Source organism: Streptomyces blastmyceticus, assembly GCF_039521185.1.
Classification (GTDB): Bacteria; Actinomycetota; Actinomycetes; order Streptomycetales; family Streptomycetaceae; genus Streptomyces; species Streptomyces blastmyceticus.
The window spans coordinates 1-997 of sequence record NZ_BAAABW010000051.1; the positions used below are offsets into that span (position 1 = coordinate 1).

Consider the following 997-nt stretch of genomic DNA (forward strand, 5'->3'; position numbering starts at 1 on the left):
TGACAACAAGTTCGCGTCGCTGAACACCGCCGTGTGGTCGGGCGGCTCCTTCATCTACGTCCCGCCGGGCGTCCACGTCGACATCCCGCTGCAGGCGTACTTCCGTATCAACACGGAGAACATGGGCCAGTTCGAGCGGACGCTGATCATCGTCGACGAGAACGCCTATGTGCATTACGTCGAGGGCTGCACGGCTCCGATCTATTCCTCGGACTCGCTGCACAGCGCCGTGGTCGAGATCATCGTGAAGAAGGGCGGCCGCTGCCGCTACACGACGATCCAGAACTGGTCGAACAACGTCTACAACCTGGTCACCAAGCGGGCCGTGGCCTATGAGGGCGCGACCATGGAGTGGGTCGACGGCAACATCGGCTCCAAGGTGACCATGAAGTACCCGGCCGTCTACCTGATGGGCGAGCACGCCAAGGGCGAGACCCTCTCCATCGCCTTCTCCGGCGAGGGCCAGCACCAGGACGCCGGCGCGAAGATGGTCCACATGGCGCCGAACACCTCCTCCAACATCGTCTCCAAGTCGGTGGCACGAGGCGGCGGCCGCACCTCCTACCGCGGCCTGATCGAGATCGGCGAGGGCGCCCACGGCTCCAAGTCGAACGTGCTCTGCGACGCCCTGCTGGTGGACACCATCTCCCGGTCGGACACCTACCCCTACGTCGACGTCCGCGAGGACGACGTCTCCATGGGCCACGAGGCGACCGTCTCCAAGGTCAGCGACGACCAGCTCTTCTACCTGATGAGCCGGGGGCTGACGGAGTTCGAGGCGATGGCGATGATCGTGCGCGGCTTCGTCGAGCCCATCGCCCGGGAGCTGCCGATGGAGTACGCACTGGAGCTCAACCGGCTGATCGAGCTGCAGATGGAAGGCGCGGTCGGCTGACCGCCCACCCCCACCAGCAGCAGCGACCCGACTTTTTGTGACAGGAAGAGAGCACGACGACAGCCATGGCTGACAACACTCCCGCCGGCAGCACGACCGACG

At 65.0% G+C, this 997-nt stretch carries 1 protein-coding gene; it reads left to right on the plus strand.

Annotated elements, in window-relative coordinates; all coding sequences use genetic code 11:
* Positions 1–895, plus strand: an 895-nt coding sequence (gene sufB, locus ABD269_RS35260) for a Fe-S cluster assembly protein SufB (protein WP_344124712.1), incomplete at its 5' end; no start/stop codon positions are given.
* Positions 896–997: the final 102 nt, after the last annotated feature.